Consider the following 15,693-nt stretch of genomic DNA (forward strand, 5'->3'; position numbering starts at 1 on the left):
TAAATTCAAACCTCGTTACCGAGTGTGCGGTCGACCGCCAGCGGATTCCATGCCTGACACACCGGCATCACTTCCAAGGCATTTACGTTCACGTGAGACGGAAGCGAAGTCACCCAATAGACGATCTCGGCGATATCCTCGGCACAAAGAGGATGGGTATCGGTATAGACATCCCCGGCCTTCTGCGCATCACCCTTCATACGCACCAGGGAGAATTCAGTTTCCGCCAAACCGGGTTCGATGTTGCTGACACGCACGGGGGTACCCAGCAGATCGGCACGCAACCCCCGTGAGAACTGCTGAACGAAGGCCTTGCTGGCACCGTAGGCATTACCTCCCGGATAGGGCCAGCTGCCCGCCACCGAACCGATATTCACAATATGACCACGTCTCCTCGCCACCATTCCTGGCAGAATCTGGCGGGTCATGCCCATCAAGCCTTTGATATTGGTGTCGACCATGGTCTCCCAATCATCGAGATTGGATTCATGGGCTGGTTCCAGACCCAGAGCGAGTCCGGCATTATTCACCAAGACATCGATTTCCCTGAAATCATCCGGGAGTTGATCGACGAATGCCTCCACGCTTTTTCGGTCAGTCACATCCAACCGCTGTACATGGACACGGCATGATGATGGGAGTGACGACACCAATGTCTCTAGCCGCTGCAGGCGCCTGGCACATAGCACCAGGTCACTGCCGGCGGCGGCGAATCGACGTGCACAAGCCTCACCAAATCCGGAGGAGGCGCCGGTTATCAAGATACATTTCTTCATCATATTATTCATGTAAATTATCTAAAAAAACGGGCTGTGTCAGGACCTATACTTAGTCCTGAAACCATCCTTAAACACAACCATGCACAATCGAAACAGCCATCCAACGATAATCCACCATACTGTTGGAGTACATCTTATTCTACTGTTTTGCCTGATCGGCTGCGATACATCCACGTCGACACGTCCGGTAGCCTCCTCTGAGTGGAGTACGGAAGAGATGGTGATCCATCAGCTGTATGAATTGATACGTTATGAGGAGCTGGAGTATCAACAGCGGCTTGATGAGCTGGACGCGCTTTCACTCCCGAGACCTGCCGCAATGATCCCCGAGCATTGAATATCGGCAGGGAAATCCCGCGATAATCGTGAGCAGTATCAGAGCAAGTACGGAAAGATTTCCGTATTTTGCATAGGGTGTTACACCCTCCAGGGGCAGAATCTCCCCCTTTAACACATCGACCTCCAACAGCGGTGACGCCACCAGGATGTCACCGCCCGGTCCGATAATGGCTGAGATTCCTGTATTGGTGGAGCGCAGCAGATAGCGTCCAGTCTCCAACGCCCGCATCCTCGCGATCTGCAGATGCTGATAGGGAGCCAGTGACTTGCCGAACCAGGCATCATTGCTGGCATTGATCAGAAATGCCGCTTCCGGCAGGGCCTCGATCATCTCACTGCCGAAGGCGTCTTCATAACAGATCGAAAGTCCCGCGAGATAATCACCGACACGCATGATCGGCTTGGCTTCCTCCTTCGTGCTGAAATCCGACATCGGAATGGTGAACAGATCGACCAGCGGCCAGAGTATGCCCTTCAATGGCAGATACTCGGTGAAGGGCACCAGATGGCGTTTATAGTAGTGATCGCGCTCCTCGTTACCCAGGGCCACCATGGCATTGAAATAATGCTTCCGCTCCTGATCCATCTGCACGACTCCGAATACCAGGTGCGTCTGGTGTCTTTTAACCGTGTTTTCAAGGGGCCGGATAAAGGCGTCATCCACCTGAAACTGAAACGCCGAGACCGCCGTCTCGGGCCAGACGATAAGATCACGATCAAGGTTCTCCTTGGTCTTTTTGGCGTACAACACCAAGCTGGGCAGCAACTGTTCAGGCAGCCATTTTTCCGCTTGCGGTATATTCCCCTGGACCAGGGCAACCCTGATCGGCGCCCCTATCGGCTGACTCCAGTCGATCCTTGTCCCCATCCAGCCCGCCACCCAGATCAACACCGCCGCGCTCAAATAACCGATCCGATAACGCGTGGGGGTTGTCAGGGAGAGCAACAGGCCCGTTGTAACAAGCACCATCCAGCTGATCCCCAACACACCCAGCAGCGGTCCATATCCCGCCAGCTGGGAATCGATTTGCGAATAGCCAATCTGCAACCAGGGAAAGCCGGTCAGAAACCAACCCCGCAGCCACTCCAGCAACACCCAAAGAGCGGGATAGAGCAGTATCAGCGATTGGCTCCGGGTAGTCCGGAAGCGCCCCGCCAGCCAACCCAGGCAGGCATAATAGAGCGCCATCAGGACAACGAATACAAAGGTCACAACAAGGGGGAAAAGCCAGCCGAGATCCCCAAACTGGGCGATACTGACGTGCAGCCATGATACACCACTGCCCATCAGGCCCAGTCCATACATAAAGCCTGTCCTGACACAGAGATGTGGTCGCTCCAGCCACAGCACGAAAAGCACGGCAGGCCCGGCCAGCGCCATAATCCAGACATTGAACGGTGCATATGCCAGCGTCGTGATACCTCCTGCCGCCAGGGCCAGAAGAGTTGGATAACGCAGGAAAACCGGCAGGGTTTGCTTTAAGCTTATCGGCAAAATCAGATCCGTATGTTATGCCGGTTTGGAAACAGGCGTGGCAAACTCAAGATTCACTGACATCACACCTCATCTTTGTAGGGATCAGTGAAGTGCAGGCTGTGCAGGATGTCACGCTCCAGATGCTCCATCCGCTCAGCTTCAGCAGCGTCCTGGTGGTCATACCCCAGCAGATGCAATACCCCGTGAACCACCATGTGAGCCCAGTGAGCGTGTGGATCCTTTCCCTGTTCTACCGCTTCCCGCGCCACGACCTGAACACAGATCACCAGATCTCCCAGCAACGGCAGAGATACTTCGGCGGGGGCCTCAAACGGAAAAGAGAGTACATTGGTGGATTTATCCTGCCCCCTGAAATCGCGGTTGAGTCGGCGGCTCTCTTCTTCATCAACCAGGCGAATCACCATTTCCACGGGATCGTGATCCTGTGGCAACGTCGCCTCCACCCACCGCCTGAACTCATCCTCCGTGGGCAGGTCAACGGATGCCGCCGCGACCTGTTGTATCTCCACCATCAGCTTGTCCATCGGATCAACCCTTGCGGTCAAACTCATCGTAAGCACGAACAACCCGTTGTACCACCGGATGCCTCACCACGTCCCTGGCATTGAAAAAGGTAAAACTGATCCCCTCCACATGGGCCAGCACTTCCGTGACCTGGCGCAGCCCGGACTGTTGACCACGGGGCAGATCGATCTGTGTCACATCACCCGTGATCACCGCGGTTGAACCAAAACCGATTCGGGTAAGAAACATCTTCATCTGTTCCGGCGTGGTGTTCTGCGCCTCGTCCAGAATAACGAACGACTCATTCAAGGTACGGCCTCGCATATAGGCGAGGGGGGCGATCTCTATGACATTGCGTTCCACCAGCTTCGCCACTTTTTCGAAACCGAGCATCTCGTAGAGGGCATCGTAGAGTGGTCTCAGATAGGGATCTATCTTCTGCGCCAGATCACCGGGCAGGAAGCCGAGTCGCTCTCCCGCCTCCACGGCGGGCCTGACCAACAGGATACGTCGAACCTGATCACGTTCCAGCGCGTCCACCGCACTGGCGACGGCGAGGTAGGTCTTGCCGGTACCCGCTGGTCCGACACCGAAATTGATATCATGGGTCAGTACCTTGTGCAGGTACTCTTTCTGATTCGCCCCGCGCGGCCGAACCAATCCGCGCCTTGTCTTGATGACAGTCTCAGGCAGATCGTTGGTGGACTTCTGCTCCAACAGCTCATCCACACCCGCCTCCTGCAGATAGAGGTGGACCCGTTGCGAATCGAGTATTTCGCTCGTCGTGGCGCGGTAGAGATCCAATATCACCCGTTCGCCCGCCTGAATCGAAGGGCGCTCGCCGATCAGGCGGAAGCGATTTCCCCGATTGTTGATCTCGATGCCCAGACGGCCCTCTATATGGCGCAGATGTTCATCAAGCTGACCGCACAGGTTGGCCAGCCTTTCATTGTCGGCGGGTTCGAGGAGCAGATCCAGGGATTCGGGATGTTCAGCCAAGCGTCAGTCCTAGGCGTTTGCCGCTCTATCGTTGGCGGGCTGCAACCACTCGCCCCTTAAGGAATTCGGTAGCGCTTCGGTAATCCGCACCTCGACAAATCGACCGATCAATTCAATGGGGCCATCGAAATTCACCACCCGGTTGTTCTCCGTGCGTCCCGCCAGTTGAGCCGGGTTCTTCTTCGCCGGCCGTTCCACCAGAATGCGCTGTACAGTGCCGACCATCCGGCGACTGATACGCTGAGCCTGGCTATTGATCAGCTGCTGTAAACGCTCCAGCCGCTGCTGTTTGACCGCCAACGGAACATCGTCCGGCAGGTCGGCTGCCGGGGTACCGGGGCGGCGACTGAAGATGAAGCTGTAGGAGTGGTCAAAGCCAACCTCTTCGATCAGTCGCAGGGTTGCCTCGAAGTCCTCCTCGGTCTCGCCGGGGAAGCCGACGATAAAATCGGATGAGATGGTGATATCGGGCCGAACCTCCCGCAAACGGCGTATCTTGGCCTTGTATTCGATGGCCATGTGGCCCCGTTTCATCATCGCCAGCACACGATCTGAACCCGACTGCACCGGCAGGTGGAGGAAGCTGACCAGCTCCGGTACCTGGCCGTAGACTTCGATCAGCGAGTCCGAGAAATCCACCGGGTGAGAGGTGGTGAAGCGAATCCGTTCAATCCCCTTCACCGCCGCCGCGTATTCGATCAACAAAGCCAGGTCGGCCTCGTCGCCGTCCGTCATTTCGCCCCGGTAGGCATTGACATTCTGCCCCAGCAGATTGATCTCGCGTACTCCCTGGGCCGCCAGTCCCGCCACCTCGGCGATGACGTCGTCGAAGGGTCGGCTGATCTCTTCGCCGCGGGTAAAGGGGACCACGCAATAGGTGCAATATTTTGAACACCCCTCCATCACCGAAACATAGGCGGTGGGCCCGTCGGCGCTGGGCTCCGGAAGCCGGTCGAACTTCTCGATCTCGGGGAAGGTGACGTCCACAACCGGGGCCTGTTGGGCACGGGCCTGACGGATCATCTGCGGCAGCCGGTGCAGGGTCTGGGGCCCGAATACCAGATCCACATAGGGCGCCCTCTCGCGGATCGCCTCTCCCTCCTGGCTCGCCACACAGCCGCCGACTCCGATGATCAGTTGCGGATTTTTCTCCTTCCAGGGGCGCCAACGGCCGAGCTGGGAGAAGACCTTCTCCTGCGCCTTTTCGCGAATCGAGCAGGTGTTGAGCAGCAACACGTCAGCTGCCTCAGGCTCCTCTGTCAATTCCAGCCCCTCGGCCACACGCAGCCCGTCCGCCATGCGAGAAGAGTCGTATTCGTTCATCTGGCAGCCAAAGGTTTTGATATAGAGTTTTCTGGTCATTATGTTCGTGCGTCAGGGAGACAAGCGCCCATTTTAGCTGTTCGCCTACCTTCAGCTCAACGCCAACATGGGAAAAGCACTACCGAAACCACAAAGTCACTAGAGATCAGGCATCCAACACAGGTCAATGGGAAAGCAATCGGATACCCTCGCCAATTCTGTTCCTCTTTAAATATTTTTTTAAAATTACAAAAAAACGCCCTGGTTAACCAGGGCGTAGAGGATAACTGCACTTGGGGAGGAATTTATTCGCGGTTGAGTTCAATCTCGGTCTTTTTTCTCGCGAACTGCACAGCGGGTCCATTACCCGAGACTTCATAGATCTCCTTCAAGGCCTCTCCCCAGTGCTGTGGATTGGAGGTCATAGAACCGGCGGCAGGGAGATCCCGGGCGTGACCGCCATGACTGACTGTCGGTTCGCTATCCTTTTCCGCCAGGAAATCCTCATAGTGATTACTGAAGGTCTTGTACATCAGCTTCGCCTCCAGCTTGATATTGCCCCTGGCATTGGCCGGCACGGTGAAGGTGTATTCCCGGTCGGCCCAATTCTGACCGTCAGCGTACTCGTCCGCCGGTATAATGAACGCGCCCTGCGCCATGTAGGCCGCCTTGTCGTATCCCTCCGGTGGTATCCGGTTGTCTTTCACAACCTTGTTCAGGAGGACGAAGTGGAACTCCTTTTCGTGCTCGGTGACCAGGCCGTCGCTATCCTCGTCAAGCAGATCTCCATAGCCTTCGGCCAGAGCGTGCATCTCAAAGATATCATCGTGATCGGCTACCAGCACCTCGCCGCTGGCCGGATCGACAGCACCATCCTCGAGGATAGTGCCACTCTTGGTCCAGATCCTGACATGCAGCCACATCTGACGCCCTTCACCGTAACCGGTGGGTAGCTTATGTCCGGTCAGGTTGGTGATTCTGAACTTGACGCTGCCCGTATCACCAGGGCGAAGACTCTCAGGTTGGTTGACCACACTGATCCTGGCAGTGGCACCGTCAACGAAATCGAGGTTATCCAACACCCGGGCATCCAGCGCGGCCTGCCGCGAGGAAGTGACGTCATATCCGAGATCGGTCCAGGTCTGATCGATGGGACCCCATAGCCGTTCGAGATGAGTGAGCATCCAGGTCTGGGCGCCGGGGAAGCGCATCGGACGATGACAATCCTGGCAACGACCCCCTGCCTTATCTGGAAAAGCACTGTTGTACCACTCGGTATAGGTGCGTTCGATGGGATGGGGAACATTGACCGGTGTACCATCGCCGTCGGGATCGGTCAGGGTCATCAGAAAGGGATTGGTCACCTCATGGCAGGTACCGCAGAGTTCACTCTCTCTCTGGAAGGGATCCATGACCCGCGGACCACCCGGCTGCATGTCACCCTCCCACTCCGGATTGGCAGTAAAAAACTCATACGGTGTCACAAACACGCCACCGTTACCTGCCGCCTTGATGCCGCCGGCATCTTTCTGGTTGTCGATCACGCGATGACAGAAATCGCAGGTGATGCCATCCATATGTCCTTCCGAGTCCTTGTTGTGCAGCGGGTCCGGGGCCTCGGCGCTGGTGGGTGAAAACTCCTGCAGGCTCGCGCCCCAGAAGTCGCCACGCAGATGGGGCTCCGCGGCATTCGGCGGCTCGGAAAAACCCTCCAACCAACCCACAGGCGAGTGGCAGCGAAGGCAGAAATCACCCACAACGGCCTGCTCCTCTTCAGTCTTGTCCAAGAGGTCCAGGGCGGTGGAGAGGCCCAAGTCGGTCAATGGAGGAGTATCGCCCCCCTGGCTAACATTTTTCCAGCAGATTGATGTAGTCCCGGTTGGCCACGTTGAGCGCAGCATAGAATGAGGGGTCTCTGGTGGCATGGGCCATGATGCTGCCCGCCCAGTCGTCGTGAAAGATGCCTGGAAAACGGGCTGGGTTTCTGAAATCATCTATAATCGGATCCAACACTTGGCCGTTGGCATTGAAGCCGGGTTCAGATCCCCGCGGTTGAGTGGAGTCGCTCTCTGTAATGCTTGTCGCAAACGACAAGCCAGCATATAGTATGAGTGCCGCAGATGCTGCACCCAGATGTTTTAGAGCAATCATAGCTAATCCTCCATAATCAGTTCGCAGATCCTTAGCCCATAAATTGCAGAGCCAAGACAGTTAAACTCTCTCGAATTTAAGTATTGCGTGGAGAATCAAAAACAGTTAGGTAGGTGGACTACTACCTGAGATGTGGGTAGATAACTTGAATTTGAGATAGGGTCCTACCATATATAAGACAATAATATGAGCGCCCCTATCTAGATAAAAAATAACTAAGGTGCAAGGAACTTTGATTTAACAACCCTTCTTTTCCTCGGCAACAGCCACACTACAGCAGCAATAGAGATATAGTTTCTGCGTGTACCGCTGCCTGACGGGAAAGTTTTAATCGATGTGCGATCACAATCGACCACAGCTCACTCAGCGCAAGTTCAAAATTGTCGTTGAAGATTAGGTAGTCAAACTCGGCGTAGTGGGACATCTCGCTAATTGCCTCACGCATGCGCCCTTGGATCACCTCATGGCTATCCTGGCCACGGTTGCTCAATCGCTCGTAGAGCACCCCCGGGCTGGGTGGAAGAATGAATATCGAGACTGCATCGGGAAATCGCCGGCGCACCTGCTCTGCCCCTTGCCAGTCAATCTCCAGGACGATATCCTCGCCGGCCTCAAGCTGACTGCGGACAGAGGTCTCATCCGTGCCATAGTAATTGCCAAAGACCTCCGCATGCTCGAGGAAATCGCCCCGTTTCACCTTGACCAGAAAGCTCTCCTGATCAATAAAATAGTAATCTACTCCGTCCTCCTCACCTGGACGCATCGGGCGCGTGGTATGAGAAACGGAAATTCTTATTGCTTTATCCTTTTTGTATAAGGCCTTCAGTAGGCTAGTCTTACCCGCTCCAGAGGGTGCGGAAAGGATATACAGAGTACCCTGAGCCGTCATCGATGCTGTTCCCATATGGTTTTCATCCGATCTTTATTGGTATCTCAATGTCGGGTTTATTCAATATTCTGGATCTGCTCACGCATCTGTTCGATCAACACCTTCATCTCCACCGCGGCGCGGGTCACATCGACGCTGGTCGACTTGGATGTCAGCGTATTGGCCTCACGGTTGAGTTCCTGCATCAGAAAGTCGAGTCTTCGCCCGATGGGTTCATCCGCCGCCAACACCCGTTCCACTTCATCGAGGTGAGTTTCAAGGCGATCCATCTCTTCATCCACATCGAGGCGTTGCGCCAGAATCACCATCTCCTGCTCCAAGCGGGTCTCATCCATCTCATCCAATACCTCTGAAAGGCGTTCACTTATCCGGTTTCGAAAACCATCCAGCACTTCCGGCATCAGGTCGCGCACTTGCTCAACCTGCAACTTCAGGCTACCGCAGCGCTGCCGGATAATCTCACCAAGGCGATCCCCTTCCCGCAGGCGATTATCGATCAGGCTGTCGATGGTGGTCTCCAACAACGCCATTGCCTGCTGTTTAACCGGGGTCAAATCCTGTTCATTCTCTTCAAGCACACCAGGCCAGCGCAGCAGGTCCCCACTGCGAAGACTCTCATTCAGATCGGTTAAATCGGCTATTTGCCGTTCCGCATTCACGAGCTGATGGACCATGCGTTGGTTGACACTCAAGCCCGCTTCCGCCACCCCGCCCGGTTTGAATTTCAGGCTGACATCAAGCTTGCCCCGCCCGAGCCTGGCATTGATGTGCTCCCGTATCATCGGTTCAAGCACCCTCAACTCCTCGGGTAAGCGTAAAAACATCTCGAGATAGCGATGATTCACTGAGCGGATTTCCCAGCTGAGGATACCCAGGTCACCCCGATATTCCTCCCGTGCGAAGGCTGTCATACTACTGATCATATAGTCCTGCCTGAGATCTCCTGATGAGTTTGGGGAGGGTATGCAATCACCATCCCAATGGCTCACATTATTTCATGGCCTGTGGCATGATACCTGACAATGAGGCAGCTGACATTGCCACGCCTACAGAATCCGTGATCCAAGCCGCTATGCTTGGGTATGAGGGGCCGAGTCAGCGTGGCAGTATATCCTCAGTGTCGTCATATCAACCGTTTTTTTTGAAGAAAATCACTTTTTTACCGGTCTCTGGATCAAAATTCTCAATCTACCGAAGTATTTCTGAAATATGTCCTTATAATCAGTGTGATGCTCATCCTATCTTTGACAGCTAAACATTTTCAACGGGGACTGCATGGATAAGCTCCGAGACAGTCTGACGGAAGGTACTGAAATCGATTGCTACGTGATCATGAAGGTGGTGGCGAGCGGTGGCTTCAGCCTGATCTATCTGGCCGAAGACGAAGATACTCAGGATGAGGTCATCATCAAGGAGTTCTTGCCCAAAAAGCTGGCGAAGAGAGGGGGCAACGGCAAGGTGATCCCCCTGGATGACAAACAAGCCGATAATTTCAATCGCAGCCTGCGACTCTTCTATCAGGAAGCCAAGGTCCTGGCCTCGCTGCGTCATCCCAATATCGTGCAGGTAAGAGGTTTCTTTCTTGCCAACAACACCGGCTATCTGGTGATGGATCATGAGCGCGGCAAGAACCTTGCCAGCTACATCAAAAAGCGTAGCGGCAGTCTCAGCACGCGCTTCCTGATGACCGTGTTCCCGCCGATACTCGATGCCCTCAACCTGATCCACTCGCGCAACCTGCTGCATCTGGACATCAAGCCGAGCAACATCCACCTTCGTACCGGCGGTAATCCGCTGCTACTCGATTTTGGCGCGGTGCATGAGGTGCAAAATGAGGGGAGTCGGACAGGACGCGTGGTCACGACAGGTTTCTCTCCGGTCGAGCAATATTACCAGTCGGGCAATGTCGGACCCTGGAGCGACGTGTATGCCATCGGCGCCAGTATGCGCGCCTGCCTCGACGGCAAAGCACCGCCATCCGCCATCGAACGCCATGCCAAGGAGAAATTGAAACCCGCAGCCAGGATCTACCGTCGCCGTTATCCGGCAAGCATGTTGGAGGCGATCGACTGGGCAATGGAGATCGAGTATGAGAAGCGGCCCCAGGATGCCGGCGAACTGCTGCAGGCACTGCAGGTCGATAAGCTCGATAGTGAAAGCGCCATTTCGAACCTGATCGGTGAGGAGAGGGCGATTTCGTGAAATACGAAACGGCGCAATATACCCTGTTGGGAGACCGTACCATGAATCAGGATCGTTACCTGATCATGGAGGCGCCTGATGCCATCCTGCTGGCCCTGGCGGATGGCATGGGTGGCCACCCTAAGGGAGAGATGGCTGCGCAGATATTAATGGACAATGCACGCAAGGCATTCCTCACCAGCCGCAAACCCATTGCCAATCCACGCTTTTTCCTCTCCGGACTGATGGAGATGAGCCATCGGGAAATCCTCGAATTCGGCAGCAAGCAGGAACCACAGATAGAACCCCGCACCACGGGGGTATTGTGCCTGGTTCAGGAGGATTGCGCCTATTGGGCGCATATCGGTGACAGCCGTCTCTATATCATGCGCAATGGGGTAATCCATCTCCGTACCGACGATCACTCTTATGTGGAACATCTGCGCCAACAGGGGCTCATCTCTGCGGCACAGGTACACACGCATAAATTCCGCAACTATGTAACCCGCTGCCTGGGCGGCACCAGCAACCGACCGGTCGCGGAACTCAGCGGACCGCATGAACTCAAGGAAGGTGACGTGGTATTGCTCTGCAGCGATGGCTTTTGGGGACCGCTGGCAGAGCGCCCGATGGTCGATACCCTGTATAAAGATCAGGCATCGTTGGTGAAAAAAATCGCCCAACTGGCCAACAACGCAGCAGCCACCAGCCACCCTGAGAGCGACAACGTCACAGTGGTCGCTTTGAAATGGCGGGAGAAGGAAGCCAAGCTGGCACCCGCCGATTTCAGCATGGCCATTTCACGTAAGAAAAGGGATCTGCTCAGCACCCCTGCAGAGCAGGTCGATGTGACGAAGGCCATCAAAGACCTGCGCAAATTTGTCGACGATATCGATATTGAATAGGGCCGATTGGATGAGTGTCAACAGGCCCTAGTCGGGAGCACCGCCAGTGTCGTTCCCCTTATCGGTCTGTTTGACCAGCCGGTAAGCGAAAAGTATAAGAAACGCACCCGCGGTGGCGGTAAGAATAGTGGGGATACTCAATCCGGCGGTACTGCCCAGTCCGATGAACGAACCGATATAACCGCCCACCATAGCGCCAGCTATCCCCAACAATGTGGTTATTATCAGACCGCCTCCATCCTTACCGGGCATCAACCACTTAGCCAACGCACCTGCGATCAGCCCAAGCACTATCCAGGAAATTATACCCATAACTAATTCTCTCCTATCATCTTATTCTCGTCGTGGGTTCCTTCATGTATAACCTTGTTTGGCTGACAACACCCCCCAATGGTTGCACATGAGATACCGCATCAGATTTAACTACAGTGATTTCGCGGAAAAGGTATCACACTGTTTTAAATCACCACCCTGAAAACCGATCTTGAACCATTTGACACGCTGCGCAGAACTACCATGGGTGAAAGAGTCCGGGCTGACATAGCCCTGCGACTGTTTCTGCAGGCGATCGTCACCGATAGCGCTCGCCGCATTCAATCCCTCCTCGATATCCCCCGATTCCAGTAGTTGGCGTGAACGGTCAGCGTTATAGGCCCAGATACCCGCAAAACAGTCTGCCTGCAGCTCCTGGCGGACAGAGAGCTTGTTCCCCTCCACCTCGCTCAGTGATCGTTTTGCCTTTTGTACCTTTTGCGAAATCCCCAGCAGGGTCTGCACATGATGCCCGACTTCGTGGGCGATCACATAGGCCTGGGCGAAGTCACCGGGCGCCTTGAAGCGATTTTTCAAATCACTGTAGAAAGAGAGATCGATGTAGACCTTGTGATCACCGGGGCAGTAGAACGGCCCCATTGCCGCCTGACCGAAGCCGCAGGCTGTCTTGGTGGCACCCCGAAACAGAACCAGATTCGGTTCCTCATACTTGCTGCCCAACTGTCTGAACAGCTTATGCCAGGTATCCTCGGTATCGGCCAATACCACCGAGACGAAATCGACCAGATTCTTCTCTTCCACGCTTTGTTTGACCGGACCAGCCTCATGGGTGGAGAGATTCTCCTGTCCGCCACCCCCTCCCAGGATGGATCCAAGATTGCCACTCATCAAGGCATAAGCGCCAATCGCAAGAACCGCGACCATACCACCCTTGAATCCGAGCAGCTTGAACACCGCGGGCAGCAGATTGAGCAGACCGCCACCGCCGCCGCCAAACCCGCCCATCGGGGATGGTGCACGCATACCTCTGCGATCCTCGATATTGTCGCTTTTTCGCTGACCTCTCCAACGCATCTGTCAACTCCCCAATCGTGAGTAGGACCCGTTCGCCCCAGAGCCAGCCCCAAACTACCAAGGCCTCAACCCAGGGATCAGTTCGGTACAATCCCTGACGAAAACATTCTCCGTGAACATTACAGACTCGTCGATTCGCCAAATCCCGACAGGCATGTTAAATAGTGTGGCCGGGATATGGACTTATGACCTATCGTTGGCTGAGTCTAACCGAAAAAGTGATGCATAACAGTCGAGAATGTTAAATATTTGTCAACTCGCGACCCGGGAAGAATGATGATGACAGACAACAAGATCCTGCTTGGCGGCAATGGCACTCAGCAGATCCTGCTGAATGCAGGTATGGCGAATCGACACGGCCTTATCACGGGAGCCACCGGCACCGGCAAGACAGTCACCCTGCAGGTACTGGCGGAGTCCTTTTCACGCCTGGGTGTGCCGGTATTTACCGCTGACGTCAAGGGTGATCTGTCGGGCCTCGCGGGTAGCGGCAAAACACACCCCAAAATCACGGAGAGATTGGAATATATCAAAATCGAGGGTCATCAATTCGAGCCCTGCCCGGTACTCTTCTGGGACGTCTACGGGAAACAGGGACACTCAGTGCGCACCACGGTTTCCGAGATGGGACCGACCCTGCTGGCGAACCTGCTGGAGTTGAATGAGACCCAGGAGGGTGTGTTGCAGATCGCTTTCAGCCTGGCAGACGACGAGGGGTTGTTGCTGCTTGACCTGAAAGATCTGAGATCGATGCTGAATTGGGTTGCGGACAACAGCAAGACACTTGAACGGGAATACGGCCGTGTCTCCAAGCAGAGTGTTACTGCCATTCTGCGCAGGTTACTGGTACTGGAAGAGGCCGGCGGCGAGGTCTTTTTCGGCGAACCCGCGATTCAGATTGAGCACCTTATGCAGACTGATTTTTCGGGCAGGGGCGTGGTCAGCATTCTCGATGCCACCACCCTGTACCACTCACCGCGCATCTATGCCACCTTCCTGTTATGGCTTCTCTCCGAACTGATGGAGGAGCTGCCGGAAAGGGGTGACGCCGATCTGCCTAAGTTGGTCTTCTTTTTCGATGAAGCGCATCTGCTGTTCAGCAGTGCGCCCAAGGCACTGCTGGAAAAAATCACCCAGGTTGTCAGGCTGATACGATCCAAAGGTGTGGGGGTATTCTTTATAACCCAATACCCCAACGACGTGCCGGATGAGGTGATAGGTCAATTGGGTAATCGCATACAGCACGCCTTGCGGGCCTTTACCCCACGGGACAAAAAGGCCGTCAAGGCTGCCGCTGAAACCTTCCGTGAAAACCCGGCCTTCGACACCGTGGAAGTGATCAGCAATCTGGGGGTAGGCGAAGCCCTGATCTCCACCCTGGACAAAAAAGGCGTACCCAGTGTCGTGGAACGGACACTGATGTCCCCTCCCCGCTCTCAATTCGGACCGATCGATCAGACTGAGCGTGAAAAGATCATCAAGCGTTCGCCCTTCAGCACCACCTATAGTGCGGAGATCGACAGGGAATCAGCCTATGAGATGTTGAAGAAACGAGAACAGGAGTTGATCAAGCGACGGGAAGAGCAGACGAAGAGAGAAGCCGAAGAGAAGGCTCGGAAAAAGGCCGGCAGAAGTAGCGGTGGTTCCCGGCGGCAGAGCGTCGGCGAGGCCTTCGCCAAGTCGGTGGCGCGCGCCATTGGATCGAAGTTGGGACGACAGATCGTTCGTGGCATCCTGGGATCAATCATCGGTGGCCGCGGCTGAGCATCACCATCACTATTAATGATCTAGCGAAAAATGTAGGGTGCGGCTTGCCGCACCACTAATCCTCCAGATATACCAGTGCCACGCTGATGCAGGGTTATGGTGCGGCAAGCCGCACCCATCGCTGGTAGTGGCACACGCTGAATTGTGACAATTTTTCTGAAAGGCTGACAACACTGCCGCTTTCACCCATAATGTCGCCCCCGATATTCACTGCGGTTTGATCGAGTCAGGCCGGAACACGATAGTAACAATGGAGTCGATTCTCTGATGAGACCATCCGCACGCCAAGCTGACGAACTGCGACCGATCACCATTGCGCGTCAATATACAAAGCATGCCGAGGGATCGGTCTTGGTCAGCTTCGGTGACACCCAGGTAATCTGCACCGCCAGCGTCGAAGAACAGATACCGCGGTTTCTCAAGGGTGCTGGCCAAGGCTGGATTACCGCTGAATACGGCATGCTGCCCCGCTCAACCACCGATCGCATGGGACGAGAGGCGGCCCGCGGAAAGCAGGGGGGACGCACCCTGGAGATACAGCGTCTGATCGGCCGCTCGCTGCGTGCCGCAGTGGACCTCAAACGATTGGGCGAAAGAACCATTACCCTTGATTGTGATGTAATCCAGGCCGATGGCGGGACCCGAACCGCGTCCATTACCGGTGCTTGTGTCGCGCTGGTCGATGCCATCAATCACACACGCAGTCTCGGACTGCTGGATGATGATCCGATGCTGAACATGGTCGCCTCCGTTTCAGTAGGTGTCTACAATGGCGAACCGGTGCTCGACCTTGACTATGCCGAGGACTCGAATGCCGAGACTGATATGAATGTGGTGATGAATGACCAGGGTGGTTTCATCGAGGTCCAAGGCACAGCTGAGGGTGCGGCCTACAGCCGTGATGAGTTGAATGCCATGCTGGACCTGGCCCAGCAAGGCATAGCGCAGATAATCCAGATTCAGAAACAGGTTCTCAACGACTGAACAGGATCAGAATACAAGCTTACGGAAACCAATGTTTAAAAAGGGATA

At 55.1% G+C, this 15,693-nt stretch carries 16 protein-coding genes; 5 read left to right on the plus strand and 11 right to left on the minus strand.

Annotated elements, in window-relative coordinates; all coding sequences use genetic code 11:
• Window positions 1–5: 5 nt before the first annotated feature.
• Entirely contained in the window at window positions 6–788 is a 783-nt protein-coding gene (locus tag CODIS_RS03260) for an SDR family oxidoreductase (protein WP_305782081.1), read from the minus strand.
• 70 nt (window positions 789–858) lie between these two features.
• Here CODIS_RS03260 and CODIS_RS20830 point away from each other — a divergent pair, with 70 nt between their 5' ends.
• Window positions 859–1,116, plus strand: a complete 258-nt coding sequence (locus CODIS_RS20830; RefSeq protein ID WP_154722995.1) for a hypothetical protein — start codon at window positions 859–861, stop codon at window positions 1,114–1,116.
• Here CODIS_RS20830 and lnt read toward each other — a convergent pair.
• The 8 genes from lnt to CODIS_RS03300 all read right to left on the minus strand — a co-directional run bounded on the left by lnt (window position 1,078) and on the right by CODIS_RS03300 (window position 9,384).
• Window positions 1,078–2,613 (minus strand): apolipoprotein N-acyltransferase, encoded by a 1,536-nt coding sequence (gene lnt, locus CODIS_RS03265; protein ID WP_154722996.1) that lies wholly within the window; start codon window positions 2,611–2,613, stop codon window positions 1,078–1,080. The genes CODIS_RS20830 and lnt overlap by 39 nt on opposite strands.
• A gap of 62 nt (window positions 2,614–2,675) precedes the next feature.
• Entirely contained in the window at window positions 2,676–3,167 is a 492-nt protein-coding gene (gene ybeY / locus CODIS_RS03270) for an rRNA maturation RNase YbeY (protein WP_305782082.1), read from the minus strand.
• Window positions 3,145–4,119, minus strand: coding sequence for a PhoH family protein (locus CODIS_RS03275; RefSeq protein ID WP_069121300.1), 975 nt, complete (start codon window positions 4,117–4,119; stop codon window positions 3,145–3,147). Before CODIS_RS03275 ends, ybeY begins: the two co-directional genes overlap by 23 nt.
• Before the next feature lie 9 nt (window positions 4,120–4,128).
• Complete coding sequence (miaB, locus tag CODIS_RS03280; protein ID WP_069121301.1) at window positions 4,129–5,481, minus strand: tRNA (N6-isopentenyl adenosine(37)-C2)-methylthiotransferase MiaB; 1,353 nt, start codon at window positions 5,479–5,481, stop codon at window positions 4,129–4,131.
• Window positions 5,482–5,726: 245 nt separating this feature from the next.
• On the minus strand, window positions 5,727–7,244 hold the full coding sequence (locus CODIS_RS03285) for a hypothetical protein (RefSeq protein WP_069121302.1): 1,518 nt from the start codon (window positions 7,242–7,244) through the stop codon (window positions 5,727–5,729).
• A 22-nt stretch (window positions 7,245–7,266) separates the two neighbouring features.
• Window positions 7,267–7,572, minus strand: coding sequence for a hypothetical protein (locus CODIS_RS03290; protein WP_069121303.1), 306 nt, complete (start codon window positions 7,570–7,572; stop codon window positions 7,267–7,269).
• A 271-nt stretch (window positions 7,573–7,843) separates the two neighbouring features.
• Complete coding sequence (gmk, locus tag CODIS_RS03295; protein WP_417903647.1) at window positions 7,844–8,476, minus strand: guanylate kinase; 633 nt, start codon at window positions 8,474–8,476, stop codon at window positions 7,844–7,846.
• A gap of 41 nt (window positions 8,477–8,517) precedes the next feature.
• Window positions 8,518–9,384, minus strand: a complete 867-nt coding sequence (locus CODIS_RS03300; RefSeq protein WP_069121304.1) for a YicC/YloC family endoribonuclease — start codon at window positions 9,382–9,384, stop codon at window positions 8,518–8,520.
• A gap of 352 nt (window positions 9,385–9,736) precedes the next feature.
• Here CODIS_RS03300 and CODIS_RS03305 point away from each other — a divergent pair, with 352 nt between their 5' ends.
• Both CODIS_RS03305 and CODIS_RS03310 read left to right on the plus strand, forming a co-directional pair.
• Window positions 9,737–10,663 carry a serine/threonine protein kinase gene (locus CODIS_RS03305; RefSeq protein ID WP_069121305.1) on the plus strand — a complete coding sequence of 309 codons (927 nt, stop codon included), beginning with the start codon at window positions 9,737–9,739 and terminating at the stop codon, window positions 10,661–10,663.
• Window positions 10,660–11,547: a PP2C family protein-serine/threonine phosphatase gene (locus CODIS_RS03310; RefSeq protein ID WP_069121306.1), complete on the plus strand. Its 888-nt coding sequence runs from the start codon at window positions 10,660–10,662 to the stop codon at window positions 11,545–11,547. Before CODIS_RS03305 ends, CODIS_RS03310 begins: the two co-directional genes overlap by 4 nt.
• Before the next feature lie 27 nt (window positions 11,548–11,574).
• Here CODIS_RS03310 and CODIS_RS03315 read toward each other — a convergent pair whose 3' ends face one another.
• Together CODIS_RS03315 and ypfJ are read right to left on the minus strand one after the other, a co-directional pair.
• A complete protein-coding gene (locus CODIS_RS03315; protein WP_069121307.1) occupies window positions 11,575–11,859 on the minus strand; it encodes a GlsB/YeaQ/YmgE family stress response membrane protein in 285 nt (94 codons plus the stop codon).
• 111 nt (window positions 11,860–11,970) lie between these two features.
• A complete protein-coding gene (gene ypfJ / locus CODIS_RS03320) occupies window positions 11,971–12,894 on the minus strand; it encodes a KPN_02809 family neutral zinc metallopeptidase (RefSeq protein ID WP_069121308.1) in 924 nt (307 codons plus the stop codon).
• A 276-nt stretch (window positions 12,895–13,170) separates the two neighbouring features.
• On the opposite strand from ypfJ, the gene CODIS_RS03325 reads away from it, so the two are divergent.
• On the plus strand, window positions 13,171–14,658 hold the full coding sequence (locus CODIS_RS03325) for a helicase HerA-like domain-containing protein (protein ID WP_069121482.1): 1,488 nt from the start codon (window positions 13,171–13,173) through the stop codon (window positions 14,656–14,658).
• A gap of 270 nt (window positions 14,659–14,928) precedes the next feature.
• Complete coding sequence (gene rph / locus CODIS_RS03330; protein ID WP_069121309.1) at window positions 14,929–15,645, plus strand: ribonuclease PH; 717 nt, start codon at window positions 14,929–14,931, stop codon at window positions 15,643–15,645.
• The last annotated feature ends 48 nt before the right edge of the window (window positions 15,646–15,693 follow it).

It is taken from the genome of Candidatus Thiodiazotropha endolucinida, assembly GCF_001715975.1.
GTDB lineage: Bacteria > Pseudomonadota > Gammaproteobacteria > Chromatiales > Chromatiaceae > Thiodiazotropha > Thiodiazotropha endolucinida.

Excerpts from the sequence above, each read along its gene's own strand:
- CODIS_RS03260 (WP_305782081.1), bottom strand. The coding sequence starts at position 788 with ATGAATAATATGATGAAGAAATGTATCTTGATAACCGGCGCCTCCTCC.
- CODIS_RS20830 (WP_154722995.1), top strand. The coding sequence starts at position 859 with ATGCACAATCGAAACAGCCATCCAACGATAATCCACCATACTGTTGGA.
- ybeY (WP_305782082.1), bottom strand. The coding sequence starts at position 3,167 with ATGAGTTTGACCGCAAGGGTTGATCCGATGGACAAGCTGATGGTGGAG.
- miaB (WP_069121301.1), bottom strand. The coding sequence starts at position 5,481 with ATGACCAGAAAACTCTATATCAAAACCTTTGGCTGCCAGATGAACGAA.
- CODIS_RS03290 (WP_069121303.1), bottom strand. The coding sequence starts at position 7,572 with ATGATTGCTCTAAAACATCTGGGTGCAGCATCTGCGGCACTCATACTA.
- gmk (WP_417903647.1), bottom strand. The coding sequence starts at position 8,476 with ATGGGAACAGCATCGATGACGGCTCAGGGTACTCTGTATATCCTTTCC.
- CODIS_RS03300 (WP_069121304.1), bottom strand. The coding sequence starts at position 9,384 with ATGATCAGTAGTATGACAGCCTTCGCACGGGAGGAATATCGGGGTGAC.
- CODIS_RS03305 (WP_069121305.1), top strand. The coding sequence starts at position 9,737 with ATGGATAAGCTCCGAGACAGTCTGACGGAAGGTACTGAAATCGATTGC.
- CODIS_RS03315 (WP_069121307.1), bottom strand. The coding sequence starts at position 11,859 with ATGGGTATAATTTCCTGGATAGTGCTTGGGCTGATCGCAGGTGCGTTG.
- ypfJ (WP_069121308.1), bottom strand. The coding sequence starts at position 12,894 with ATGCGTTGGAGAGGTCAGCGAAAAAGCGACAATATCGAGGATCGCAGA.
- CODIS_RS03325 (WP_069121482.1), top strand. The coding sequence starts at position 13,171 with ATGATGACAGACAACAAGATCCTGCTTGGCGGCAATGGCACTCAGCAG.
- rph (WP_069121309.1), top strand. The coding sequence starts at position 14,929 with ATGAGACCATCCGCACGCCAAGCTGACGAACTGCGACCGATCACCATT.